The 25,297-nt window shown below is 72.0% G+C and carries 20 protein-coding genes; 12 read left to right on the plus strand and 8 right to left on the minus strand.

Translation table 11 applies throughout. From position 1 onward, the window contains the following. The first annotated feature begins 67 nt into the window (after positions 1–67). The 3 genes from ETAA1_RS00325 (at position 68) to aroA (ending at position 3,415) form a co-directional block, all read left to right on the plus strand. Positions 68–1,078, plus strand: coding sequence for an aspartate-semialdehyde dehydrogenase (locus ETAA1_RS00325; protein ID WP_145244521.1), 1,011 nt, complete (start codon positions 68–70; stop codon positions 1,076–1,078). A gap of 167 nt (positions 1,079–1,245) precedes the next feature. Beyond that, positions 1,246–2,001: a tRNA pseudouridine(38-40) synthase TruA gene (gene truA / locus ETAA1_RS00330; RefSeq protein WP_145233290.1), complete on the plus strand. Its 756-nt coding sequence runs from the start codon at positions 1,246–1,248 to the stop codon at positions 1,999–2,001. 91 nt (positions 2,002–2,092) lie between these two features. Further along, positions 2,093–3,415, plus strand: coding sequence for a 3-phosphoshikimate 1-carboxyvinyltransferase (aroA, locus tag ETAA1_RS00335; protein WP_145233292.1), 1,323 nt, complete (start codon positions 2,093–2,095; stop codon positions 3,413–3,415). A gap of 85 nt (positions 3,416–3,500) precedes the next feature. Here aroA and ETAA1_RS00340 read toward each other — a convergent pair whose 3' ends face one another. Continuing rightward, positions 3,501–3,875: a hypothetical protein gene (locus ETAA1_RS00340; protein WP_145233294.1), complete on the minus strand. Its 375-nt coding sequence runs from the start codon at positions 3,873–3,875 to the stop codon at positions 3,501–3,503. Between the two features lie 221 nt (positions 3,876–4,096). On the opposite strand from ETAA1_RS00340, the gene ETAA1_RS00345 reads away from it, so the two are divergent. Continuing rightward, positions 4,097–5,434, plus strand: coding sequence for a serine/threonine-protein kinase (locus ETAA1_RS00345; RefSeq protein ID WP_145233296.1), 1,338 nt, complete (start codon positions 4,097–4,099; stop codon positions 5,432–5,434). A gap of 66 nt (positions 5,435–5,500) precedes the next feature. On the opposite strand, the gene ETAA1_RS00350 is transcribed toward ETAA1_RS00345, so the two are convergent. The 3 genes from ETAA1_RS00350 to ETAA1_RS00360 form a co-directional block, all read right to left on the minus strand. Next, positions 5,501–6,814 carry an MFS transporter gene (locus tag ETAA1_RS00350; protein WP_145233298.1) on the minus strand — a complete coding sequence of 438 codons (1,314 nt, stop codon included), beginning with the start codon at positions 6,812–6,814 and terminating at the stop codon, positions 5,501–5,503. Positions 6,815–6,991: 177 nt separating this feature from the next. Beyond that, the gene (locus ETAA1_RS00355) at positions 6,992–8,053 is read right to left on the minus strand and encodes a dipeptidase (RefSeq protein ID WP_145233299.1); all 1,062 of its coding nucleotides are present in this window, start codon (positions 8,051–8,053) and stop codon (positions 6,992–6,994) included. A 134-nt stretch (positions 8,054–8,187) separates the two neighbouring features. Then, positions 8,188–8,400, minus strand: coding sequence for a hypothetical protein (locus ETAA1_RS00360; protein WP_145233301.1), 213 nt, complete (start codon positions 8,398–8,400; stop codon positions 8,188–8,190). Positions 8,401–9,014: 614 nt separating this feature from the next. On the opposite strand from ETAA1_RS00360, the gene ETAA1_RS00365 reads away from it, so the two are divergent. Both ETAA1_RS00365 and ETAA1_RS00370 read left to right on the plus strand, forming a co-directional pair. Then, positions 9,015–10,547 carry a TolC family protein gene (locus ETAA1_RS00365; RefSeq protein WP_145233303.1) on the plus strand — a complete coding sequence of 511 codons (1,533 nt, stop codon included), beginning with the start codon at positions 9,015–9,017 and terminating at the stop codon, positions 10,545–10,547. Positions 10,548–10,607: 60 nt separating this feature from the next. Continuing rightward, a complete protein-coding gene (locus ETAA1_RS00370; RefSeq protein WP_145233305.1) occupies positions 10,608–10,832 on the plus strand; it encodes a hypothetical protein in 225 nt (74 codons plus the stop codon). A gap of 326 nt (positions 10,833–11,158) precedes the next feature. On the opposite strand, the gene ETAA1_RS00375 is transcribed toward ETAA1_RS00370, so the two are convergent. The 4 genes from ETAA1_RS00375 to ETAA1_RS00390 form a co-directional block, all read right to left on the minus strand. Continuing rightward, complete coding sequence (locus ETAA1_RS00375; protein WP_145233307.1) at positions 11,159–11,935, minus strand: HNH endonuclease signature motif containing protein; 777 nt, start codon at positions 11,933–11,935, stop codon at positions 11,159–11,161. A gap of 114 nt (positions 11,936–12,049) precedes the next feature. Beyond that, complete coding sequence (locus ETAA1_RS00380; protein ID WP_145233309.1) at positions 12,050–12,853, minus strand: TIGR03067 domain-containing protein; 804 nt, start codon at positions 12,851–12,853, stop codon at positions 12,050–12,052. A 76-nt stretch (positions 12,854–12,929) separates the two neighbouring features. Next, a complete protein-coding gene (smc, locus tag ETAA1_RS00385; protein WP_145233311.1) occupies positions 12,930–16,475 on the minus strand; it encodes a chromosome segregation protein SMC in 3,546 nt (1,181 codons plus the stop codon). Positions 16,476–16,608: 133 nt separating this feature from the next. Next, positions 16,609–18,624 (minus strand): HEAT repeat domain-containing protein, encoded by a 2,016-nt coding sequence (locus tag ETAA1_RS00390; RefSeq protein WP_202920553.1) that lies wholly within the window; start codon positions 18,622–18,624, stop codon positions 16,609–16,611. Between the two features lie 281 nt (positions 18,625–18,905). Here ETAA1_RS00390 and ETAA1_RS00395 point away from each other — a divergent pair, with 281 nt between their 5' ends. The 6 genes from ETAA1_RS00395 to ETAA1_RS33285 all read left to right on the plus strand — a co-directional run bounded on the left by ETAA1_RS00395 (position 18,906) and on the right by ETAA1_RS33285 (position 25,191). Beyond that, on the plus strand, positions 18,906–20,669 hold the full coding sequence (locus ETAA1_RS00395; RefSeq protein ID WP_145233314.1) for a GspE/PulE family protein: 1,764 nt from the start codon (positions 18,906–18,908) through the stop codon (positions 20,667–20,669). Positions 20,670–20,755: 86 nt separating this feature from the next. After that, a complete protein-coding gene (locus ETAA1_RS00400) occupies positions 20,756–21,967 on the plus strand; it encodes a type II secretion system F family protein (protein ID WP_145233316.1) in 1,212 nt (403 codons plus the stop codon). Between the two features lie 220 nt (positions 21,968–22,187). Continuing rightward, positions 22,188–22,637: a prepilin-type N-terminal cleavage/methylation domain-containing protein gene (locus ETAA1_RS00405; protein ID WP_145244522.1), complete on the plus strand. Its 450-nt coding sequence runs from the start codon at positions 22,188–22,190 to the stop codon at positions 22,635–22,637. 72 nt (positions 22,638–22,709) lie between these two features. Beyond that, positions 22,710–23,258 carry a pilus assembly FimT family protein gene (locus tag ETAA1_RS00410; protein WP_202920554.1) on the plus strand — a complete coding sequence of 183 codons (549 nt, stop codon included), beginning with the start codon at positions 22,710–22,712 and terminating at the stop codon, positions 23,256–23,258. Then, positions 23,258–23,737, plus strand: coding sequence for a type IV pilus modification PilV family protein (locus ETAA1_RS00415; protein WP_145233318.1), 480 nt, complete (start codon positions 23,258–23,260; stop codon positions 23,735–23,737). Before ETAA1_RS00410 ends, ETAA1_RS00415 begins: the two co-directional genes overlap by 1 nt. After that, on the plus strand, positions 23,734–25,191 hold the full coding sequence (locus ETAA1_RS33285; RefSeq protein WP_202920555.1) for a type II secretion system protein GspJ: 1,458 nt from the start codon (positions 23,734–23,736) through the stop codon (positions 25,189–25,191). The genes ETAA1_RS00415 and ETAA1_RS33285 overlap by 4 nt, the downstream gene beginning before the upstream one ends. Positions 25,192–25,297 lie beyond the last annotated feature (106 nt).

A 25,297-nucleotide genomic window follows, 5' to 3' on the forward strand; every position in this document is an offset into this window, starting at 1 on the left:
AGATTCCGTATCTTTTCCCGTGCGGCCGCGCGGCCGCGTTCCTCTCACCGGTGGTGCAACAGTGGCCGTGAACGTGGCGGTGGTCGGGGCGACGGGGGCCGTGGGTGACCTGATCCGGACGGTGCTCGCCGAGCGCCAGTTCCCGGTCCGGACGATCAAATTCCTCGCGTCCGAGAAGAGCGCCGGGAAAACCGTCACGTTCGCCGGCAAAACCTACCCCGTCGAGCCGATCCGCGCCGAGGCGTTCGCCGGCGTGCAGATCGTCCTCAGCAGCACGCCCAGCTCCGTGAGCAAGGAGTTCTCGCCGATCGCGGCGAAGGCCGGCGCCATCGTCGTGGACAACTCGTCGGCGTGGCGGATGGACCCGGACTGCCCGCTCGTGGTGCCGGAAGTGAACGCCGACCAGCTGCACCACATCAAGAAGGGGATCGTCGCCAACCCGAACTGCGTGGCCATCCCGCTGTGCGTGGCGCTGAAGCCGCTGCACGACCTGGGCGGGGTGAAGCGGGTCGTCGTCTGCACCTACCAGTCGTCGTCGGGCAAGGGGGCGAAGGGGCTGGCCGACTTCGAGTCGCAGCTGGCCGCGTTCGCCGCCGGCGGCCCGGTCCCGGCCCCGACGGCGCACCGGGCGCAGCTGGCCGGGAACGTCATCACCCTCGACTGGACCCTCGACCCGAACGGGTACACCGAGGAAGAAAACAAGGTCATCAACGAGACGAAGAAGATCCTGGGCGACGCCACGATCGGCGTGAACCCGACGTGCGTGCGGGTGCCGGTGCGGGTGTCGCACAGCGAGGCGGTGACGGTGGAGTTCCACCGGCCGGTGAGCGTGGCCGCGGCGAAGGCGGCGCTGGCCGTCGCGCCCGGGGTGGTGCTGATGGACGAGACGAAGGGGGAGTTCCCGCAGCCGCTCCACGCCACCGGCACCGACCACACCTACGTCGGCCGGGTGCGGCAGGACCCGAGCTGCGCGAACTCCCTGAGCCTGTGGGTGGTGGCCGACAACCTCCGCAAGGGCGCCGCCAGCAACGCCGTGCAGTGCGCCGAGGAACTGGTGAAGCGCGGCATCGTGAAGTAAAGCCGAAGACGGTTGGCCGCAAAAAGGCACAAAAGACACAAAAATAAGCCAAGACCGAAGCCAGGAGCGAGAACAGAACCAAGATCGGATTTGTATTCTGTTCTGTTCGGTCTTCCTTTTTGTGTCTTTTGTGCCTTTTTGCGGCCAACCTGCTTTTGCTGCCCGCCATGCGGAACCTCCGCCTCACGCTCCGCTACGACGGCACCGACTTCTCCGGCTGGCAGACGCAGCCCGGCCGGCGCACCGTGCAGGAGACGCTCCAGGACGCCATCGCGGCGATCACGCAGGAGCCGCGGGTGCGGGCGAACGCCAGCGGCCGCACCGACGCCGGGGTTCACGCGCTGGGTCAGGTGGCGAACGTGTACAGCGCCACGCGGCTGAGCTGCGACGCGCTGCGGAAGGCGATCAACGCCAAGCTGCCGGCGGACGTGGCGGTGACGGACGTGGCCGAGGCGGCGCAGAGCTTCTGCGCGAACAAGGACGCGGTGGCGAAGCGCTACCGCTACGTGATCCGCGACGGCCGCGTGCCCGACCCCTTCACGCGGAAGTACGCCTGGTTCGTGAAGACGAACCTCGACGCCGACGCGATGCGCCGGGCCGGCGCGTGCCTGGTCGGCCGGCACGACTTCCGCTGCTTCGAGACGGAGTGGCCGAACCGCCTCACCAGCGTGCGCACGGTCACGGCGCTGACGGTGGAGCGCGTCGAGGAGACGATCCGGCTGGAGGTGGAGGCGGACGGGTTCCTGTACAACATGGTCCGGGCGATCGCCGGGACGCTGGTGCAGGTCGGCCGCGGCTACTGGCCGGAGGCGCAGGTGGGCGAGGTGCTGCGGGCGATGGACCGCCGCCTGGCCGGCCCGACGGCGCCGCCCGAGGGGCTGTTCCTGCTGCGGGTCACATACCCCGGCGAGCCGGGAGCGTGAGCGACCGGAGCGCGCCCCGAACTCACGCGACCGCGGCGGAGCGGTGCACGCACTCCGGTCGCTCACGCTCCCGGCTCGCCTTGACGGACTTATGCACGACTACCCCGCCGAGTTCGCCATCGTCCCGCTGACCGCCGCGCCGAGCGCGACGGTCACCGTCCCCGGCAGCAAGAGCATCACCAACCGCGCCCTCGTACTCGCGGCGCTCACACCGATGGACGTGCCGCTACGGCTCACCGGTGCCCTCCTCAGTGAGGACACCGAGGTGATGGTCGCGGCCCTTCAAGCACTCGGCTACGCCGTCGAACCGCACTGGGACGCCGCCGAGCCGTACGTCTGGTTCCCGTACCAGGAGCGAGCGACCGTCCCGGCGACCGAGGCCGACTTGTTCGTCGCCAACTCGGGCACCACCGTCCGGTTCCTCACCGCACTCGTCGCCGCCGGGCGCGGCCGCTATCGGCTCGACGGCATCCCCCGGATGCGGGAGCGGCCGATTCGAGACCTGCTCGACGCGCTCAACCAACTCCGCGGCGTCCGGGCCACGAGCGAAGCCGGGAACGGCTGCCCGCCGGTGGTCATCGAGTCGGACGGGGTCTGCACCGGGCAGCGGGTCACCGTCCGGGCCGGGGTGAGTTCTCAATTCCTTAGCGGTCTGCTGATGGCCGCCCCGCACTACGCGGGTGACGCCGAACCCGTTGAGATTGAAGTGGTCGGCCCGACAGTGTCCGAGCCGTACATCGCCATGACGCTGGCGATGATGCGACAGTGGGGCTACGAGGTCGAAGCGGTCGGAAACGTGTACCGCGTCCCGGCCGCTTCACTCCACAACCTAGCGAACTACGCCATCGAGCCCGACGCCTCGGCGGCGTCATACTTCTGGGCCGCGGCGGCCGTGGCCGGCGGGCGCGTCACCGTGGCCGGGCTGACACGGCAGTCGCTCCAGGGCGACGTGCGGTTCGTGGACGTGCTCGCGCAGATGGGCTGCCGCGTCGAGGAGTGCGACAGCGGCATCACCGTCCACGGCGGCCGGCTCCGCGGCGTCGACGTGGACATGAACGACATCAGCGACACCGTCATGACGCTCGGCGCCGTCGCCCTCTTCGCCGACGGACCGACCACCATCCGCAACGTCGCCCACATCCGCCACAAGGAAACCGACCGCATCGCGGCGCTCGCCACCGAGTTGCGGAAGTTCGGCGCCGCCGTCGCGGAGCGCGACGACGGGCTGACGATCACGCCGGGGCCGCTGCGGGGCGCCGCGGTGGACACGTACAACGACCACCGCATGGCGATGAGCCTGGCGCTCGTGGGGCTGAAGGTGCCGGGCGTCGTGATCCGCAACCCGGGGTGCGTGGCGAAGACGTACCCCGATTTCTGGCGTGATTTGGAGGCGCTGAGGCGACACGAAGAATGACCAATTTCCAATGACCCACCAATGACCACGGAAGACACCGCTGGTGTTCCGTGGTCATTGGTGGGTCATTGGAAATTGGTCATTCTCAGCAGTACTTCGTCACTAGCGCCTCGAACTCGGCGCAGCACTTCGTCGCACTGCTCTTGAGGTCGCGCAGCAGCTGCTTCTCCAGGTCGTCCACCTTACCGTCGGCGGTGATGAACTTCTCCAGCCACGCCGTCTCGGCGGTGCTCACCTCGCCGTCGGCCAGCACCGCCTTCTTCACCACGTCCAGCACGAACTGGTGGAACTCGGCCACCGCCTTCGGCGCCTCCTTCCGCAGCTCGATCAGGAACTCCGCCTCGGCCTTGCTCACCACGCCGTCGGCCAGGATCGCCTTGCGGACGATCTCCGTCTCCTTCCGCTCGATGTACCCGTCCATCAGCAGCAGGTCCTTCGCCAGCTTCTTCCAGTCGGCCATGGTCGGGCTCCCGCGCAAGGGTCGGTGCCGCCGGCGCTTTCCGGCGTGACCTCAGTATAGACCCCGCGCGATTACGGGTCGTTACGGAACGTTACGCCCCGGCCGCAACCGCCGCTCGTCTTCTCTGCGGCGGGCCGGCGAAACCCGCCGCCGGCCGGATTCGTCATCTAAACTTCGGGCCGGAGGCCGGGACGCCTCCCACCCCGCCGCGGACCGCCCCCATGCCCACCGCCCCCGCCCCACCCCCCGCCGTCACCGACCGCCAGGCCTTCCTCGCCGCCCTCTGCCGCTCCGGCATCCTCGCTCCGGCGCGGCTCGCCAAGGCGACCGCCGCCGTCCCCGACGACGCCACCGCCGCCGCCGCCGCCGCCGCGCTCGTCGCCGCCGGCTTCCTGACGCGCTTCCAGGCCGGCCGGCTCCTCGCCGGCCGCACCGACGGGTTCGTCATCGACCCCTACGTGATCCAGGAGGAAGTCGGTCGCGGCCCCGGCGGGCGGGTGTTCAAGGCGCTGCACGGGTCGATGCACCGCACGGTGGCCATCAAGGTGCTGGCCGCCGGCCGCACCCGCACCCCGGACGCGAAGGAGGCCTTCCGCCGCGAGGCGCGGGCCGCCGCCGGGCTGAACCACCCCAACATCATCACCGCGTTCGACGCCAGCGAGCGCGGCGAGCGGGCCTACGTGGCCACCGAGTACGTCGACGGCCCGGACCTGGCCCGGCTGGTAAAGGCGCGCGGCCCGCTGCCGGCGGCCGAGGCGTGCGAGATCGTCCGGCAGGCGGCCGTGGCGCTGGAGTACGCCCGCGAACAGGGCATGACCCACAGCGGCATCAAGCCCACGAACCTCCTCGTGGCGCGGGCGTCGAAGACGCTGCCCGGGTGCGTGGTGAAGGTGGCCGACTTCGGCATCTCCCGCCTGGCCCCGGCCGACGCGGCGGTGGACACCGACACGCAGCTGCCGGCCGCGGGCGCCGCCGACTACGCGGCCCCCGAGGCGGCCGGCGACCACCGCTCCGACCTGTACTCGCTCGGCTGCGTCTTCTACTTCCTGCTGACCGGCCGGCCGCCGTTCCCCGGCGGCAGCGCCGAGTCGAAGGCGAGTCGGCACCGGGGCGAGTTCCCGGCGCCGGTCGAGGCGCAGCGGCCGGACGTGCCGCCGGGCGTGGCCGAGGTGGTACGGCGGCTGCTGGCGAAGGATCCGAACGCGCGGTACCCGTCGGCGGCGGCGCTGGCGGCCCGGCTGGACGCGCTCGCCGGCGGTGCCGGGGACGAGGACGGCGGCTACGTGGCGTTCGACGTGCCGGCGGGGCAGGCGTCCAGTTCGTACCAGCCGGGCTACCTGACGGGGATGAACCCGCCGCCGGCGCCGACGACGGGCCGGCACGCCCCGGTCGGGGAGACGCTGTCGGACGCGTCGCCGTGGGCGGCGCTGACCGACGAAGTGCGGCCGCCGCGGCGGCGCGGTGGGGTGTCGGCGGTGACGCTGCTGGCGGTGGTGCTGTCGGTGGCGGGGGCGGTGGCGCTGGGCGCGTCGCTGGTGTTAAAGGCGGTGGCGCGGTAGGTTGGGTTGCCGCTTGCGGCGTAGCGGCGTCGACGCCGCTACGCCGCAAGCGGCAAGAACAAAAGCCTATCCTTCCTCCTCCACCGGCTTCGTCGCGTCCAGGAACAGCCCGCAGCCGACGGCCACCGCGTAGGCGACCGCCCCCACGCCGAACGCCGCGCCCCACCCGCCGGCGATCTGCACCTCGGTCAGCAGGATCGGCGACAGCGCCGCGCCGAAGTTCCCGAGCATGTTCCCCCAGCCGAGCGCCGCCCCCACGTTCCGCCCGCCCACGTCCTGCGCGAACGCCCAGATCGACGGCACGCCAACGTCCTGGCACAGCGACATCATCACCAGCATCGCCACCACCACCCACAGCGGCGGGCCGGCCGCGGCCACCGCGCACGTCACGCAGCACGTCCCCATCATCGCCATCATCGGCCCCGACCGCCCCCACCGCGGGCCGAACCGCCGGCGGCAGCCGTCGGCCACGTACCCGCCCAGGAACGTCCCCACGCACCCGGCGAACAGCACGCCCGACTGCACCCAGCCGCGCACGCCCAGGTCCACGTCGGCGTCCTTGAGGAACGTCGGCAGCAGGGTGATGAGGAACGCCCACGACAGGTTGACGCAGAACTGGATGATGCCGAACAGCCACATGTTCGGCGTCCGCGCCAGCAGCCCCAGCCGCCCCAGGAACGACAGCTCCCGCCGCGGCGCGGCCGGCGGCCGCGCGTGCCACTCGGCGGCCGGGTCCGGCTCCGGCGCGTACGCCGGCGCCGCCTCCGCGATCCCCTCCGGCGGCTTGTCGCGGACGAACGCCCAGAACCCGACGGCGACCACGATGCCGAACAGGCCGTAGACCACGAACACGCCGCGCCAGTGGACGCCGGACGGGTTCTCGCCCCACGTCACCATGCCGACGGCGACCAGCGCGGCGGCAAGCACCGCGGTCATGGCCGGCGCCACGGCCCCGCCGAGCCGGCCGCCGGCCGCGACGGTGGCGCTGAACCGGCCGCGCTCGTCCGGCCGCGCCCACCGCTTCACCAGCCCCGCGGCCGCCGGGTACGCCCCCGCCTCGCTGATGCCGAGCAACAGCCGCACCACCACCAGCGCCGCGAACGACCACACCAGCCCCGTCGCCGCGGTGACGATCGACCACGCCGCGATGCACAGGGTGAGGACGAGCCGCGGGCCGAACCGGTCGGCGAGGGCGCCGCCGGGGATTTGCATCAGGGCGTAGGTGAAGAAGAACGCCCCGAGCGCCCGGGCGCGCTCGCGGTCGGTCAGGCCGAGGTCGGTCTGGATGGGGTCGGCGAGGATGGAGACGCAGACGCGGTCGATGTACATCCACATCGCCGCGACCGCGGTGATCCACACGACGACGTGGCGGTTGGGCATGGGCGGGTTTCGCAGGGGGGAATCAAATCGGGGACTAACCACAGAGTCACAGAGGGCACCGAGGGAAGACACAAGGCCGAGAGAAGACAGAAGGTTGATTTCAAACTCTGCTTCGTCTCGGTCTTCTGTCTTGTCTCTGTGCCCCCTGTGACTCCGTGGTTAGTCCTGCTTTCGGTTTCAGTTCGGCAGCACGTCCGCGAAGAACCGCAGCCAGTTGCCGTGCATCACGGCTTCGATGTCGGCCGTCTTGTAGCCGCGCTTCGCCAGCAACTCCGGGATGCGCTGCAGGTCGGCGATCGTGTCCAGGTCGGCCGGCACCTGCTCCGTGCCGTAGCCGCCGTCCAGGTCGCTCCCCACGCCGGCGTGCTTGCAGTTGCCGGCGAGCTGGCAGATGTGGTCGATGTTCTCGACGGCGCGGTCGATCGTCACCTCGCGCTGGCTCTGGCCGCGCACCCAGCCGGGTTGCAGCATCACCGCGTCGAACGCCACGCCGAGCACGCCGCCGCGGCTGATGACGTGCTTGATCTGCTCGTCCGAGAACTGCCGCTGCCAGTCGGCGAACTTGCGGGCGTTCTGGTGGCTCGCCAGCACCTTGCCGCCGAACCGGTCGGCCACCTGCCAGAACGCCTTGTCCGACAGGTGCGTCATGTCCAGCGCGATGCCCAGCTCCTCGATGTTCCGCAACAGCGGCAGCGCGTCCACGGCCAGGCCCACCTCGCACTGCGTGCCGCCGCCGTAGCGGTTGGGGCCGTAGTGGGTGATGCCGATGGCCCGCAGCCCCATCTCGTACCACTCGCGGATGTTGTCCGGGTCGAGTACCGGGTCGCCGCACTCCATGCTCAGGATGTACCCGAACGGCGTGCCCGCCGGGTCGGCGCGCCAGTCGGCGACGTGCTGCTGCAGCTCGCGCTTCGTCTTGATGCTGCGCATCCAGCCGGCGCGCTCCATCGCCTTGTAGTAGTACAGGTGGCTCATCGCCACCGCGTAGCAGGCCTCGGGCGTGGTGTACCCGAACGGGTGGTTGATCTGCCGCTCCTGCCGCGCCAGCACCGTGGCCACGCCGACGCCGATTTGCGCCTTCTTCAGCTCCGGCAGGCTGACCGTGTTGGTCCGCCGGCCGGGGTCGGTCATGTTGTGGGTGATTTCCTGGACGCGGATCTCGGCCACGGCCATGCGGAGGTCGCGGTTCCAGTCCACGCCGTTGAGGCCGAGGTCGAGGTGCGAGTCGAACAGCAGCATGAGGTGGCTCCGAGGCGGGAGCCACCAGTCTACCCGCCGCGGGTAGCCCGCGGCGAGCGAAAACGGGAACCGACGCTCAAGCCGGGGGCATTGTGTGTACGGCTCCCCCCCGGGGGGTCGAGGCACGCATTGAGTCAATGACACAAAAGAGTGTGAGGGCGACGACAGCGGGCCGACAGCCGGGCGGCGAGGTCGAGCATGGCCAGGACGGCGTCGAGCGCGGTGCGGAAGCCGCCGCGGCGGAGGGTGTAACCCGTCCGCTGCTCGGCGGATAAGTTCCGCCAGTCGTCGTCGGACAGGACGGCGAGCCGGTCGGCGGCCGTCGGGTGCTCGAACACGTGGTACACGGTCCGCTCCTCGTAGCGGGCGATGCGAAACCGCCCGGGTGGTCGCCAGCCTCTCACCTCCGGCGAGTCACCCGAGCGGCCCGGTTCGCGGCCGCCTCTTACCCGTCCCGCACGGCCCGCCGCTTCTCCCCTCGGCGGGTTCGTGGGGCCGACGAGCCGGCCGCGGACAGCGGGGTGGAACTCGCTCCGAAGAACGATCCCCGCTGTGATGAGGACATTATCGCGCCCCACGGGCGGCGATCAAGGGTAATTCACCACGAAGATGATCGATGAAGTAAACTTCATCAATTCGGCTCGGGGATGGCTCTGGTGTTTCGTAGGTCGGGTCGAGGCTTTGCGAGGCCCGACGCGGCGCGGTGGGCGCGTGTGGGTTGTCACAAACAGTTTGTTCGTGGGGTTTTACGGCCGTAAGGCGTCGACGTGGATTCGGGCGCGTGTCTCGATTGAACGCCGCCGACGCCGGCCCGGTTCGCACCCCGTGGCGAAATGCCGACGCCCTCCGGGCACAAGTCCCGAGCCGGGTCACCGAAATCGAACGGCGCACCCGGGCGGCGTAACCCCGGAGCCCCCACCTTGGCTCAACCGCGCTACCCCCGGCGGCCGATACAACCCGCGTGAACGCCCCCACCCGCCTCGCGCTGACGTGCCTCGCCGGGCTGGCCGGCTGCGCCGGGCCGCGGCTGCCGACGGCGCACTACCCCCTCCCCCAGGGGCCGCCCGACGCCCACGCCGCCGGCGTCCTCACGTACGCACCGCGCCCCACGCCGCCGGCCGACCCGAAGGCCGGCCCGTTCGACCTGCCGCCGGGGCTCCCCGGGGCCGGGCCGCCGATCGCCCCGCCGACGTTCGGCAAGGACACGCCGCAGGCCGAGCGCGAGGCCGCCGTCCGCAAGCGGTACCCCGCGCTCACCCCCGTCGGCCACCTCGACGCGCCCGCCGGCGAGCCGCTGTCGCTGGCCGACCTGCGCGCGATGGCCGCGGCGCAGAGCCCCGTCCTGCGCCGCGCCGCCGCCGAGGCCGACGCCGCCTACGGGCAGGTGATCCAGGCCGGGCTCTACCCCAACCCGACCGTCGGCTACCAGGTCGACCAGGTGCAGCCGGCGCTGCGCATCCCGGAGGGCGTGAAGGGGAGCGGCGCCGGGCAGCAGGGCGGGTACGTCAACCAGCTCATCAAGACGGCCGGGAAGCTGAAGCTGGCGCAGCAGGTGGCCGGGTTCGACTACGTGAACGCGCTGGTGGCCGTGCGCCGCGCCGAGGCCGACGTGGCGGCGGCGGTGCGCGCGCAGTACTTCGCCGTGCTCGTGGCCCGCGAGGGCGTCGAGGTCAACCGCGCGCTGGTGGCGCTGGCCGACGAGGCGTACCGCCGGCAGCTCGCCGAGACCGCCGCCGGGCAGACCGCCGGCTACGAGCCGCTGCAGGTTCACGCGATGGCCGAGCAGGCCCGCAACGCCCTCACGCAGGCCGAGGCCAACTACCGCGGGGCGTGGCGCCAGCTGGCCGCGGCCGTGGGCCGGCCCGACCTGCCGCCCGCGCCGCTGGCCGGCTCCGCCGACCAGCCGCCCCCGGACTTCGACGCCGACCGCCTGCGCGCGTGGGTGCTGGAGCAGCACACCGACGTGCTGACCGCCCGCAACACGCAGGCGCAGGCGCAGGCGAACCTGGTGCTCCAGCGCCGCTCGGCCATCCCGGACGTGACGACCAACCAGTACCACGAGTACGACAACCTGGCGCAGACGTACCAGTTCGGCCTGCAGGTCGGCATCGAGTTGCCGCTGACGGACCGCAACCAGGGGAACGTCCGCAGCGCGGCGGCGCGGATCACCCGGGCGGCGGCCCACCTCCAGGCCACGCAGGCCGACCTGGCCGGGAAGGTGGCGGAGGCGTTCGCGCGGTACGAGTCGAGCCGGACGATCGCAACGCGGCACCGCGAGCACATCCTGCCGAGCCTGGGCCGGGCGTACGCGGCGCTGGTCCGCCGCCACCGGACGGAGCCCGACAAGGTGGCGTTCGACGACGTGGTGCTGGCGCAGCAGAACCTGGGCCAGGCGCAGCAGGCGTACCTGAGCGCGCTGGACGCGCAGTGGCGCGCCGTGGTGGACCTGGCGAACCTCGGCCAGCTCGACGACCTGTTCCCCCCGGCCCCGTAGCGGCGCCGCGTGTTTCCTGGTCAGCCTTGATCCGCGCCAGGGGTCGGGGACAATACGGGTATGAGCACCGCACCCGCCGCCGTCCCGTTCGCTGACGCGATCCCGCCGGAGCTGGAGGCGGACACCCAGGCTGTTCTCGACAAGCTCACCACGGGCCGGCCGCTGGACCCGGAGGTCCGCGCCCGGATTCACCAGGCGGCGGCCCGGGTGCGCGAGGAACTTGTCCGCAAGTACGGCGTCCTCGACATCGGCGTCCCCGCCGTCCGCGAGTTGCGCGACCGCTGAGGCCGAATCCATTCGATCCAAGAACGGGGTTGTACAGGCAGCCGGTTTTCAGGCCGAAGGCCTGACAGCCCTCAGCCCAGGGCAAGGCCCGAAGGGCCGCCGCCCTGGGTCCGGGGTGCGAGTGGCCGTGCAGGCTGAAGGCCTGCGAGCCGGCTCCCAGCCCTTCAGGCTGGGGGGTGATTCGTGCCGCGTACCCAGGGCGGCGGTGCTGCGCACCTGGCCCTGGGCTGAGGGCTGTCAGGCCTTCGGCCTGAAAACCGAAGGCCGAGGAGCGGCCGAAGACGCGTTCCCCCGCGGAGCGGGGAAACGAGGTAAATAGAGGCCGTCTAGTGAATCTCGATCGTGCCTGCGAAGGGCTTCTCGGTCTGGATCGTGACGGAGTTCGCGGGAATAGTGACGGTCGCGCTCAACCCCTCCTTGAGCCCCTCGTCGGTCTTCGTGTACACCTTGAACGACGGGGCGAACCCGCGACGGTGTACGCTGACGGGAACGCCGAAGATGAACACCCCCTCGTGCTCGATCCAGTCCTCCTCGGTGAACTCTCTCGTGTACGGTGCGATTGGTTCAGGTGGACTCAACACCTGCCCGAGCTCCTTGCTGTCCCCGCTCTTCCAGGCGGTCACGAGCAAGCGGCCCTTCTCGGTGAGTTGCACTTGGTAGGTCACGAGGGTCCAGTTGTTGTTCGCCTTGAGGGAGAACACGACGAGCCCGGCCCCGACGAGGCGGGAGAACTGGAGCACCCCATCCCCTGACATGACGAGCAGCTGCTCGGGGATGGTGTGGAGGAACAGCAGCTTGTCGATCGTGTCCAGGTCGAACGCCCGGCCGAGGGTCATGAGCATGGACTTCCAGGCGAAGATCGACGCCTCCTTGATCGTCCCCCGGTGGTACAGGGCGTGACACGTCGGGCAGAGGGCGATGAGGTTCCAGGGCTCGTCCGGTCCCCCGACGTTCACCTCCCAGATGTGGTGCATGTCGAGGGCGAGGATATTGCGGCACGTCGGGACGGCGCAGCGATACCCGGATTCCGTCAGGACCTTGGTAACGAGGTTGACCGGAAGGTTCTTCCGCTCCTCGGGCTTCGTCCGCTTCGCCTTGCCCATGACACTCTCTTCTGACGCAGGTGGCTCACGCCGCCTGCCGCGCCTCGGGCTCCTCGTCGGGCCAGTCCTCGAACCGCATCGGCAGCACGCGGCTGATGCCGCTCTCCTGCATCGTCACGCCTCCGGCGTGGTCAGCCCGGCGCGCTTCAGCACCGCCACGAGCACCGCCGACGCCGCCAGCCCGGCCGCGGACCCGGCCAGCAGCGCCAGCCCCCAGCCGAGCCAGCCGTGCTCCGGCTCCAGCAGCTTCCGCAGGTTCTCGTACACCCCGAGCGTCAGCGGCAGGGCGACGCCGAACAGCACGCCGAACCCGGCCAGGCCCGCCCGCGTGAACCGGTCCGCCCGGGTGAGCCGCGACAGCCCGTAAGCCAGCAGCCCCACCAGCACCCCGCTGACGGTACACCGCACCGCCAGCGCGCCCCACACCCCCAGCTCGCCGACCACGCCCTTCTCCGCCGCCTCGCCGAACCCGCCGCCGACCATCAGCGACACGATGAGCACGACCCACCACACGGCCGGCGTGATGCTCGGCGGCGGCTGGTCCGGCACCCGCACCCACACGCTCAGGGTGTGGCCGCTCCCCGGCGGGCTCGCGAATGCCGTCGGCCGATCGCCGTCGGGGCCGGCGGCGCACGCCACCAGCACGTCGCCGTCCACGCGGAAGATTTGCCGCAGCGTGTGCCCGGCGGCCGCACCGGTGTTGATGGTCACGTCGGACCGGGGCGGGTCGGTCGAGTGGTCGGCCACGGACGTGCCGGTCTGGTAGACCCGGCCGAGTACCGTCACCGTGTACCCGTCCGGGGTGACGGTGAGGTGCGTGGACCGGCCGACCGGAATGTCCTTGCCGTCGGCGACCACCGCGGCCTGCCGCCAGGTGCCCACGGAAGCCGGCGCGCGGCCGGGGGTCGGTTCGCTCATCGGGAGCCTCGGCGGGAAAGAGGTGCCGACAGGCTACCGCCCGGTCGGGCGGGTGTCAAAGGGTTCGTCCGAACGCTCACGCCGCCTGTTGCGCGGGCTCCTCGTCGGGCCAGTCCTCGAAGCGCATCGGCAGCACGCGGCTGATGCCGCTCTCCTGCATCGTCACGCCCCACAGGCGGTCCGCCGCGGCCATCGTCCGCTTCTTGTGCGTGATCACGATGAACTGGCTCCGGTCCAGGAACTCCCGCAACACACCCGCCAGCCGCGCCGTGTTCGCCTCGTCCAAAGCCGCGTCCACCTCGTCCAGCAGGCAGAACGGGCTCGGCTTGTTGCGGAAGATCGCCAGCAGCAGCGCGATCGCCGTCAGCGTCCGCTCGCCGCCGCTCAGCAGCGACAGTGCCCGCAACTCCTTCCCCGGCGGCCGCGCCGTGATCTCGATGCCGCTCTCCAGCACGTCCACGCCGTCCTCCAGCACCACGTCCGCCTGGCCGCCGCCGAACAGCTTGCGAAACAGCTCCTGGAAGTAGCCGCGGACCGCGGTGAGGGTGTTCGTGAACAGCGCCCGGCTCTCGCCGTTGATCGCGTCGATCACGTCCGTCAGCGACTTCCGCGCGGCGGCCAGGTCGTCGTGCTGGGCCTTCAGCCCGTCGTGCTCGGCTTCCACCCGCGCCAGCTCGTCCAGCGCCTCCAGGTTCACGCTGCCGAGGCGGGCCAGCTTCTTCCGCAGGTCGTCGATCTCCTGCGCGGCGCTCAGCGCCGGGCCGGGGTCGGCGCCGTCCGCGGGCTCCTGCGTCAGGTCGATGCCGTAGTCCTCGCGGAGGCGGGCGGCGACGGCCTCGCGGCGCGCCCGCAGGTCGTGGACGGCCAGGTCCCGCGCGTGCGCCGCGGCCTGCTGCTCCTGCCAGCCGGTGCGGATGCCGTCGAGCTCGCGGCGGGCGGCGTCGCGGGCGGCGCGGTCGGCGGCGGCGCGGCCGGACAGCCCCGCGGCCTGCCGCTCGCGCGCCTCCTTCTCGGCGAACGCGGCCGCGGCCGACGCGGTCGCCCGGAGGATTGAGAGAACCGTCTCGGCGAGGCGCCCCTGAGCGGTCCGGAACGCGGCCGACTGATCGATCGCCTCGATCTTCCGCTTCCGCAGGTCGGCTTCCAGGCCGGCGAGCCGGTCGCGGGTGCGGTCGCGGTCGGCGGCGGCGCGGCCGGCACTCACCTGGGCCGCGGTGTGCGCCTCCTGCGCCGCGGCCTGCGCCTCGGCCGCGGCCTTCGCCTCGGATTTCAGCCGCTCCAGCTCCGTCTCCAGCCCCGCGGCCTCGGCCTCGGCGGCCTCCGCTTCGAGCTTCGCGCCCACCCACGCGGCCTCGGCCCGGCGCACCTCCTCCTCGTCGGTCCGGGCCTCGGCGCGCAGCAGTTCGATGCGGTCGTCGAGCTCGTCGAGCTGCTGGCGCTGCACCGCGATGCGCTGCTGAAGGTCGCCGGCCTCGCCGGAAAGGAGGTCGATTTCCGCCTCCGCGGCCTCGGCGCGGCCGGCGACGGCGTCGGCGTCGCGGCGCAGGTCGGCGAGCTCGGCTTCGGCGGCGGTCACGTCGGCGGCGAGGGCGCGCGACTGGTCGCGGAGGTCGCGCAGCTCGCTCTTGCGCGACACCAGCCCGGCGCCGCCGACGACGGGGCCGACGGTCAGGGTGCCGTCCGGTTCGAGGAGGTCGCCGGCGCGGGTGATGACGCGGCGGCCCGGGTGCCGGCGCGCGTCGGCGAGCGTGTCGGCGAGGACGACGGCGCCGAGGAGCTGGTCGGGCAGCGCGGCGAAGTCGGGGTGCTCGCAGCGGACGAACGACGCGAGCGTGAGCGGCGAGCCGTCGGCGTCGGCCGGCGGATTTGGCGGCGCGAGCGGGATGAACCCCACGCGCCCCGGCACGCCGGTGACCGCGGCGACGACGGCGTCCACCGCGCCCGGGTCGCGCACCACGAACCGCTGCGCCGCGTCCCCGAGCGCCAGTTCGACGAGCCCCGCGACCTCGCGCGGCACCGTGAGCAGGTCCGCGACGAGCGGCAGGGGCGTCGGCAGGGTGCGGGTGCCGGTTCGCAGCAGGTCCAGCACCGCGCGCACGCCGGCGCCGAGCCCCTCCTGCGCCCGCTCCAGTCCTTCCAGCACCTCGACGCGGCCGCGCAGGTCGCCCTGCCGCACGCGCAGCGCTTCGAGCCGGCCCTGCACCGTTTCCTGTGCGTGGTCGAGGGCGTCGCGCTCGGAATGGAGCCGGTCCAGGGAGTCGCGGGCGTCGGCGAGACGCGCCTGCACGTCGGCGTCGGCGCGGGAGAGGCCGTCGAGCGCGGTTTCGAGGCCGCCGCGGCGCGCGCCGAGGTGGCCGAGCTCGCCGCGCTTGCGGGTGTAGCCGGCCTGCAGCCGCTCGACCTGCTCCAGGCTCGCCGTCGTCCGGCCGCGCGCCGCGGTCGCCCGGCGCACCAGGTCGAACTGTCGCTCCTGCCCCGCGGTGATGCGCGCCGTCACGTCGGCGGCGTGACTCGTCGCGGCGGCCAGCGCGGCGGTCGCGGCTTCCGCGGTGTGCGTCTCGGCCACGAACGCCGCGTCCGCGGCCTGCGCGGCGCTCGCCGCCGTCGCCAGCTCGGCCTCGATGCCGCGCAGGCGGGCGGCGATGTCGGCGCGGGCCTTCGCCACGCGGGCCACCTCCGCCTCGTGCTCGGCGGCGGCGGCGCGGTCGTGCTTCGCCCCGGCCTCGAACCCGGCGATGCGCTGGCGCGCGTCGGCGAGCGCCGCCTCCTCGCGGCGCAGCTCGGCCTCCGTCGCCGTCACCGCGGCGTCGAGCGCGCGGGCGGTGCGGTCCAGCTCCTCGGCGCGCGCCGCCGACCCTCCGGCCGCGGCGGTCAGCTCGGCGAGCGCCGCTTCCTCCGCGGCCAGCGCCGCCGACAGGTCGCGGTACTCCTTCGCCCCCAGGCCGACGCGCAGCTCCTTCAGGCGGTCCGAATACTCCTTGTACTTCTGGGCCTTCGACGCCTGCATCCGCAGCGTGCGCAGCTGCGCGTCGAGGCCGTCCAGGCGGTCGCGCGATCGCGTGAGGTTGCTCTCGACGGCGACCAGCTTCCGCAGCGCCTCGTTCTTCTTCGCCTTGAACCGGCTGATGCCGGCGGCCTCGTCGAAGATTTCGCGGCGGTCCTTCGTGGACGCCTGCAACAGCTCGTCCACGCGGCCCTGGGCGATGATCGTGTAGCCGCCGGACCCCGCGCCGGTGCCGAGGAAGATGTCCTTGATGTCCTTCAGCCGCGACATCATGCCGTTGATGAGGTACTCGCCGGTGCCGTCGCGGTAGACGCGGCGCGTCACCTGCACCTCGTCGGCATCGACCCCCAACAGCCGGCGGGCGTTGTCGAAGGTGACCGTCACCTCGGCCATGCCGAGGCTCTTGCGGGAGGAGGAGCCGTTGAAGATGACGTCGGCCATCTCGCCGCCGCGGAGGCTCTTGGCGGACTGCTCGCCGAGAATCCAGCGGACGGCGTCGACGACGTTGCTCTTGCCGGACCCGTTGGGGCCGACCACGGCGGTGACGCCGGGGGAGAAGTCGAGCCGGGTCTTGTCGGCGAACGACTTGAACCCGACGAGTTCGAGGCGGCTGAGCATGGCTTTGGAGTGGGCAGTGGGCCGTGGACAGTGGGCCGTTAAGGACAGGAGCCGGGAGCGGGACGACGAAGCCCGAGGGCGGTGAACCCCCGGGCTCGGTCTTCACTGTCCACGGCCCACTGTCCACGGCCCGCTACCGCCCGAACACCGTCCCCGGGTTCGTGCCGCGCGGGGCGGCGGCCGCCGGCGCCGGCTCGGTCGCGGTCGTCGGCACCACCGGGCTCAGGCCTTCGGCCTGGGCCGGGGCCGCCGGCTGGCGCGGGCCGAACAGCCGACCCGGCTCGCGGCTCAGCGGCGCCCGCACCGGGGCGTCGGCCGGCCGCGCCTCGCTCGGGTCCGCCGGCAGGTCCACGCCCGCGGCTTCGAGTTCGAGGCTCGACGCGCCCACCCGGGCCACCTCCACGTCGGCCTTGACCAGCGTCGGGTCCAGCCGGGCGAAGTTCGCCAGCTGCTGCACGGAGAGCTGCCGCGGGATCGCGTCCTGGGCCAGCGCCGCGGTCATCACCTGGGCGTTGTCGGCCCGGCGGACCAGCTCGACCGCCTCGCCGTACCCGCCGCCGAGCCGCGCCACCGTCGCCAGCACCGCGGTCAGGTCGGTCGGGCAGGTCACTTCCTTCACGTCCGGCTGGCCCTTCACCCGGACGATCCGGCTCACCTTCGCCTCCGGGCCGTTGGCCGGCACGCTGACGGTGAACTCGGTCCCGAGCGGCAGCGTGAACGGGCCGCGCAGCTTCACCGAGTCGCCGAACACCACGATCTCCGAGCGGCGGTCCGACGCGACGTGGACCATGCCGGGCGAGCCCGCGGCCACGCGGTGGACGTGGAAGCTGTCGTTGAGCAGGGTGCCGCGGATCGCCGGGTGCTGCTCGTCGGCCAGCCGCAGGGCGATGAACGCGCCGTACCGCACCTGCGGGTCGGGGTTGCCGAGCAGGTCGGTGAGGCGGTCGGTGCAGGCGGCGTCGTCCATCACGGCCAGCGCCTTCAGGGCGTGCGCCCGCAGGGCGGGGTGTTCTTCCACCGTCTTGGCGAGCACCTCGGCGCCGTCGGTGTGGCCGAGGTACGTCAGCGCCTCCGCGGCCGCGAACCGGACCCACGGCGACGGGCTCTCGAGCCCCACCCGCAGCGGCCGCCGGCTGTCGCCGCCGAGGGCTTCGAGCTTCACCGCGGCGACGAGGCAGGTGGCCGGGTCGAGCAACTCGGCGGCGAGCTTCTCGCGGTAGATGCTCCCCGGGGCGACCGGGATCATCGGCACCTGGCGGGACACGAGGAGGAAGCGGTGGTGGTTGTGGCGGTAGGCGTGGGGGACGTTGACGACGATGGCCTTCGGCTGCGCCTCGGCCACCTTGCGGCCGGGGTCGCCGTTGGCGTGGAAGGTGGCGTTCAGCCGCTCGGCCACCTCGGCGGCCATGCGGATGTTGTCGTCGCCGGCCTTCAGGACGTAGAAGTACGGGCGGTTGTCGGCGACCTTCGCCCCGGCCCACACCTTGCCGACGCGGCGGGTCGGCTCCTCGCCGTCCACCGTCGGGTTGGCCCGCTCGGCGCTCTCGTAGGTGCCGGCGACGACGGCGGCCTTGTCGACCGTGCGCGCCCACGTCTTGCCGAGCAGCAGCCGGCCGGGCGGGCCGCTCGGGGCGGTGCCCTTGGCCAGCGCCGAGATGTTCGAGGTGGTGTCGTACTCGGTCAGCTCGCACGGGTACAGCAGGCCGCCGCGGAGGCTCACCGTCTTGCTGTCCTCGGGGACGGTGACGGTCAGGTCGAGCGTCTCGCCCTTCCGCGCCCCCGGCGGGATGACGGCCGACACGAGGACCAGCGAGGTGGTCTTGGTCGGGTCTTCGAGGATGTCGCGGATGTTGGTCCAGCCCTGCTTCTTCAGGCTGGTCTCGAGCATGGTCCGCCACCCGCCGGCGGGGGCGTGGCTGCCGGCGCCGGGCGGGAGGCGGTAGACCAGGGCGACGCCGCTGACGTGGACCGGCCCCATGTTGTCGGGGATGGTCTTGCTGCCGACGGTGGCGTAGGCGTCGGGGTCGATCGGCTCGTCGGAGCCGATCTGCGACCGGCCCTGTACCTTCTCGGCCGGCGTGTTCAGGCACCCGGTCGGGAGCACGGCGACGGCCGCCAGCCCGCCCCACAGGACGCTCGCCCGGAGCATACGGTTCCCCTCCGGCAGCCGGCGAGTTCCCCCGAACCCGATCCCGGCCGCCCGACCCGACTGCGGATACGGCGATTCGTCGCGGACCATACCGCGGCGTCGGATTCGGTCAAGGCCGAAGTGCGCGGCTCGGCCGAAGCCCGCCCGTTGCAGCGGGCGGGGTTTTCAGCCCCGACCGTCCCAACCGGACCCTCCCCGGCCGCCCGGCTTACCCAGATTCAGCCCCTTCTCATCGGCGTCGGGTACAATCCCCCTACGCACCGCTACGCACCGGGCCTGCCATGCAGCTGCTCCAGACGCTCGTCGACCGCGGCCTGCTCCCCGCCGCGGACCGCGGCCGCGCCGCCGATGCCATCGCCGCCAGCCCCAACTTCCCGCCCCACCAGGTGCTCGTCGACAGGGGCTTCCTCAAGGAAGAAACCCTCCTCCCCGTCCTCGCCGAGGAGTTCGGCCTCGAACTGGTCGACCTGTCGCACGCCACCGTCACCCCCGAGGTGCTCGCGGCCATGCCGCCGCGGCTCGTCCACCGCAAGAACCTGTTCCCGCTGTCGCGCCACAACGGCACCCTCGTCGTCGCCACCGGCGACCCGTTCGACGCCTACGCCCTGGACGAGCTCGCCACGCTCACCGGCCTGCACGTGCTGCCGGTGCTGGCCCCGGGCCGCGAAATCGCCCGCCTCATCAAGGCGCACTTCGGCGTCGGCGGCGACACGATCACGGCCCTCCTCGCCGAGCGCGAGGAGGAAGAGGTCGAGCTGCTGGAGAACATCGAGGCCGACGACAGCGAGCTCGCCAAGCAGGCGCAGGACGCCTCGGTCGTGAAGCTGGTGAACCAGATTCTCGTCGAGGCCGCCAACGAGCGGGCGTCGGACATCCACGTCGAGCCGGAGGAGAAGGGCCTCCGCATCCGCTACCGCATCGACGGCCTGTTGCAGCAGCAGAACGTGCCGCCGGAGATCAACCGGTTCCAGCTGGCGATCCTGAGCCGCCTGAAGATCATGGCCCGGCTGAACATCGCCGAGAAGCGGCTGCCGCAGGACGGCCGCATCAAGATGAAGGTCGCCGGCCGCGAGATCGACGTCCGCGTGTCCATCATCCCGATGGTGCACGGCGAGGGCGTCGTCATGCGTCTGCTCGACAAGGGCCGCATGGCCTTCAACCTGAAGACGTGCGGCATGCTGCCGGACATTTACGACACCTTCAAGCAGCTGATCGACCGCCCGCACGGCATCGTGCTCGTCACCGGCCCCACCGGCTCGGGTAAGTCCACGACGCTGTACTCGGCGCTGAACGAGATCAAGGACGAATCGACCAAGATCATCACCGTCGAGGACCCGGTCGAGTACCAGCAGGAAGGCATCAGCCAGATCCAGACGCACACGAAGATCGGGCTGACGTTCGGCGCCGCGCTCCGCAGCATCCTGCGCCACGACCCGGACGTGATTCTCGTCGGCGAAATCCGCGACCTGGAGACGGCCGAGATGGCCATCCAGGCGTCGCTGACGGGTCACATGGTGTTCAGCACGCTGCACACGAACGACGCGCCGAGCGCCTTCACCCGCATGATCGACATGGGCGTCGAGCCGTTCCTGGTGTCGAGCACGGTGGAAGGGGTGATGGCGCAGCGGCTGGTGCGGACGATCTGCCCGGACTGCAAGACGGCGTTCGAGCCGGACCTGGACGACCTGCCGCTGGACTTCCCGCTCCGCAAGGGCGGCGTGAAGCCGAGCCCGGAGATCGCCATCCAGCAGGGGATGGTGGAGATGATGGGCGACGCCCAGAACGGCGGCAAGCTGTGGAAGGGCGTGGGCTGCCGGGCGTGCCGGCAGGGCGGGTTCCGCGGCCGGACGGGCATCCACGAGCTGATGGTGAACAACGAGGTGATCAAGGACCTGATCGTGCAGCGGGTGAACTCGGGCGTGATCCGCCTGGAGGCGCTGCGGTCCGGCATGGTGACGCTGCGGCAGGACGGCTGGCGCAAGGTGCTCAACGGCACCACCACCGTGGACGAGGTGGGGCGGGTGACGGCTGGGGACATTAGCTAAGTTGGTAGTTGGCAGTTGGCAGTTGGTAGTCGGACGCGATCCGGCACGGCTGGCGACTACCAACTGCCAACTGCCAACTACCAACTATGCCAGACTTTACCTACGACGCCCTGAACCGCACCGGGTCGAAGACCACGGGCACCATCGCCGCCAACACCGAGCGCGAGGCCGCCATGGCCCTCGACGCCAAGGGGCTGTTCCCCACCCGCATCGCCCTCGCCCGCACCCAGGCCGCCACCGGCGGGTTCTTCAGCCGCGTCTCCGCCCGCAACCTCGCCACCTTCTACTCCCAGCTCGCCGACCTGCTCCAGACCGGCGTGCCGCTGCTGCGGTCGCTGGAGCTGCTGGAACGCCAGAGCACCAACCCCAAGCTCCAGGCCGTCGTCCGCGAGGTGCGCGGCAAGGTCGCCGACGGCACCGGGCTGGCCCAGGCCATGGCCCAGCACCCCAGCGTGTTCGACGAGCTCGCCGTCAGCATGGTCAAGGCCGGGCAGGAGGGCGGCTTCCTCGAAGACGTGCTCAAGCGCATCAGCGTCTTCGTCGAGCACCAGGAGGACATCAAGGCCAAGGTCGTCGGCGCCCTCGCCTACCCGGCCTTCCTGGCGCTGGCCGGGTTCCTCGTGCTGAACATCCTGGTCATCTTCTTCGTGCCGAAGTTCGCGCCGGTGTTCGAGAAGCTCAAGGAGAAGGACGACCTGCCCGGCCTCACCATGGCCCTCATGGCGTTCAGCGACTTCCTCCGCTCCTGGCAGGGGTTCGTCGTGGGCGTCCTCGCCGTCGTCGGATTCGTCGCATTCGTCCGCTGGACGCGCGGCAACGGCCGCGTGTGGGCCGACCGCGTCCGCATCCGGCTGCCGCTGTTCGGCAAGGTATTCCTCGCGCTGGCGCTGTCGCGGTTCACCCGCATCCTGGGGACGATGCTGCACAACGGCATCCCCATCCTGCGGGCGCTGACCATCGCCAAGGACTCCACCGGCAACCGCGTCCTCACCGCCGCCATCGAGAAGAGCGCCGAGAACGTCACCGCCGGCGAGAAGCTCGCCGACCCGCTCCGCAAGTCGGGCTACTTCCCGCCCGATGTCGTTGAGATGATTGCGATTGGGGAAGAAGCGAACACGCTCGAACGGGTGTTGATCGACATTTCGGACAGCCTGGAGAAGCGCACGGCCCGGCAGCTCGAACTCATGGTCAAGCTGTTGGAGCCGATCATGTTGCTCGTCATGGCTGGCGTCACGCTGCTGGTCGTCGCCGGGCTGCTGCTGCCGGTCTTCAAGATGGGTCAGACCGTCGGAGGGTAGTCGTAAGGTGTTGCCGCTTGCGGCTTAGCGGCGTGAACGCCGCTAAGCCGCAAGCGGCGAAACCGGGAGCGGCCCCCTGGGGGTAATCCTGAGACCGAAATGAGTCGCTCGATCGGCCGTTCTCTCATCACCGGTTAAGCCCCCCTGCGGCTATAGTTAACATTGTCCCCCCCGCCAGTACGGCCCCGCTTCTGCCGACGGACCGAAGGAGACCGCGACCATGATCCTCACCCCCGCCTCCACCGCCCTCCGCCGGGCCAACCGCCGGGCCGGCTTCACGCTCCTCGAAGTGCTGGTCGTGGTCGCCATCCTGGTCATCCTCTCCACGGTCGCGGTCATCTCGACCATGACGTACCTGGAGACGGCCCGCAAGAGCCGGGCGCAGCTGCAGTGCAAGAGCCTGGCGCAGACCATCGAGGCGTACTACGTGAACCCGCAGAGCGGGAACCAGTACCCGACGAGCCTGCAGGACCTGCTCACCCCGCCGTTCGGCGGCGGCTCGATGCTCAAGAACGGCCAGGACGACCTGGTGGACCCGTGGGGCCAGCAGTACCAGGTGCAGTTCATCCAGGGGCAGGACGGCAACCAGGTGCCGCTGGTGTACACGAACGCGAAGGACGGCACCCCCATCAGCCAGTACGGCGCGGGGCCGCTGTCCAAGATGCAGTAGCGGCCGGTCGCGGAGTTGTCGGCGCGGCGTTTCAGGACTCAGGAACGGATCCCCTACCCCACCGGTGACGCAGTGACCCGCCTTCGCCCCCGCCGCGCCGGCTTCACCCTGATGGAGACGATGGCCGTCCTGGCCATCATCCTCATCATCGCCGCGGTCACGTTCCCGACGATCAACGGCCTGAAGGGGAACGCCGACCAGCGCGCCGCGGCCGACATGGTCCGCGGCCGCATCGCCGACGCCCGCGGGCTGGCGATGGAGCGCGGCGAGCCGTACCGCCTGGCCATCAGCGCCGACGGCACCCGCATCCGCCTGGCCCCGGACACCGCCGACTTCGGCAGCCTCCCCGCGGCCGACGAGCCCGGCGCCGCCGTGACGTGCCTGGAGTCCCGGCTCGACAAGGCCACCGCCGGGCTGATCGCCGACGAGTCGGCCGACGCCCCCGCCGGCGACGGCTCGTGGGTCACGGTCGGCACGTTCCTGCCGGACGGCACCTGCCGCGAGGTCGGCTCGGTGATCGCCGTGAGCGAGGGCGGCTACCCGCCGATCCGCATCCAGCTCCGCGGCGTGTCCGGCTCGGCGCGGGTGCTGCCGAACGACAGCAAGTACGGGGGTGGGTGATGCCCCGGCCGACCGGCCGCGCCCGCCCCGGCCTCACGCTCATCGAAGTCCTCCTCGCGCTGGCCATCCTGCTCATGTCGCTGGCCGCCATCGGGCAGCTGGTGGACGTGGGCAGTAACCACGGCACCGTCGCCCAATTCCACGTCCGCGGCACCCGCCTCGCCCAGGACAAGCTCGCCGAGTGCGAGGCCGGCGTCATCGACGTCACGGCCGGCGGCGGCGGCACGTTCGAGCACGAGCCCGAGTGGTCGTGGAGTGTCGACTCGCAGCCGGAGACGGCAACGAACCTGTACCGGGTGACGGTGACGGTGAGCCGGGACGACCGCGGCAAGCCGTTCGAGGTGGTGCTGGCGCAGCTGATCTACGACCCGGCCATGACCGGCTCGGCGGCGCAGGCGCAGAAGCCGTCGCAGGCGGACGTGGACGCGGCGGAAGTGAACGGCGGGACCGGGACGCCCGCCACGGGGACCATGCCATGAGGCTGAACCGGACGCGGCGCGGCGGGTTCACCATCCTGGAGGTGATGCTGGCGAGCCTGATCGCCATCTTCCTCCTGGCGGCCCTGTACTTCGCCATGGACATCACGCTCCGCCGCACCACCATGAGCCGCGAGGCGCTCGACGCCGACAACCTCTCCCGCGCCGCGTTCAACCGCATCAACCTCGACCTGGCCTCGGCGCTGGGGCCGCTGCCGCCGAAGTCCGGCGGGAACAGCGCCGCCGGCACCCCGCCCCCGGCCTCCGACGGCGGCATGTCCGCCGACATGTCCGGCATGACAACCGGCGACCCCGCCGCGGCCGCGGCCCCGATGGCGGACCCGGCCGCGGCGCTCCCCGCGGCCGACGGCAGCACCCCCGCCCCCGCCGACGACGGCGCCGCCGAAGCCACGGTCGCGGCCCCGAAGGCGGCCGACATCTCGTTCCAGGCCGGCGTCGTCGGCACGGACAAGACGCTGACCATTTACGCCAGCGGCCTGCCGAGCTCGCTGGCCTTCACCGGCGAGCTGGCGGCGCCGACGGCGGCGCAAACGTCGAGCGACCTGCGGCGGATCACGTACTGGCTCCGCTCGGGGGGCGGGTTGTGCCGACAGGAACGGGCGTGGGTCACCGCCGACGGGGTGCGGAACTCGTCCGACCCCGACCTTTCCGACGAGGACGGTGATACCCTCGTGGACGAGGTCACCGACGTGACGTTCGAGTACTTCGACGGCGCCGGCTGGGTGACCAGCTGGGACGGCAGCACGCCGGCCGCCGACGGCGTTTCGCCGACCGGCCCGCCGCGCGCCATCCGGGTGACGCTGACGTTCGAGGTGCCGTCGAACCGGCCGGGCCAGCCGCCGCAGTCGAAGACGGCGGTGCAGGTGATCCGCGTGCCGGCGGCGCCCGGCCCGGTGACGCCGGAGATGGTCGAGCCGAGTACCGACAGCGGCGCCGTGACGCCGGACACCGGCAGCTCGACGGACCCGGCCGCGCAGGGCGCCACGCCGGCGGCCGGTGGTGCAGCCGGTGCCGGTGGTGCGGGCGGCGCTGGCGGTATGGGTCCGGGCGGCATGGGCGGGCGCGGCGGCCAGGGTGGCGGTCCTGGCGGCGCTGGCGGTATGGGTCCGGGTGGCGGCCGCGGCGGTCAGGGCGGTGGCCCTGCTGGCGGTGGCGGCATGGGCCCGGGTGGTGGCGCGGGCGGACGCGGCGGTCAGGCTGGCGGTGCGATGGGCGGACCGGGTGGCGCGGGTGGCGCCCGAGGTGGTCAGGGCGGCGGACCCGGCGGTGGCGGCGCGGGCGGTGCTGGTCCGGGCGGCGCCGGCGGCGCTCGCGGTGCGGCTCCGGGTGGCGCCGGCGGTGCTCGCGGTGGCGCGGGCGGTGCGGCTCCGGGTGGCGCCGGTGGCGCGCGGGGAGGCGCGGGTGGTGCCGCAGGCGGGGCGCGCGGCGGACGCTAACGAAACACCTGGCCGGCGGTCGGCTCGGTTCTTAACCCCGGAGGGTGTCGGCGTGTAGCCCGGGGTGGAACCCCGGGCGGCCTGCGGCGGAGTCCGTGGGGTCACG

Source organism: Urbifossiella limnaea, from assembly GCF_007747215.1.
GTDB classification, from domain to species: domain Bacteria; phylum Planctomycetota; class Planctomycetia; order Gemmatales; family Gemmataceae; genus Urbifossiella; species Urbifossiella limnaea.